We start from the raw sequence: 250 nt of genomic DNA, 5'->3' as shown, positions 1-250 counted from the left end.
ATGTAGAGAACTCGCTTTCAAAGAAACGCGTTCTGTATGAAGAGCTGCTCGATCGTAAACATTATCTCAACGACTTATATCAAAGGCTGCTGGTTAAGTATAAAAATGGCGATATGACCCAATTTTCTACTGGAATAACCAAACGTAAGCTGACGCTGGATATGCAGATCGTGACCGCGATGTACTACACCACGCTGAATATCAATGAGGTGCGTAATAGCATCAAGAGTATTAAAGAGAAGCGTTATCC

Annotated in this window: 1 protein-coding gene; it reads left to right on the top strand. The window is 41.2% G+C overall.

From position 1 onward, the window contains the following. Window positions 1–250 (top strand): hypothetical protein (locus SAZ04_RS22620; protein ID WP_332699963.1); only part of this gene is annotated, 250 nt, incomplete at both ends.

It is taken from the genome of Halalkalibacter lacteus, from assembly GCF_036663595.1.
In the GTDB taxonomy this organism is placed as follows: domain Bacteria; phylum Bacillota; class Bacilli; order Bacillales; family Bacillaceae_D; genus Halalkalibacter; species Halalkalibacter lacteus.
Note: the sequence above shows the minus strand (reverse complement) of the source record. Positions and strands in the feature narration are given on the sequence as shown.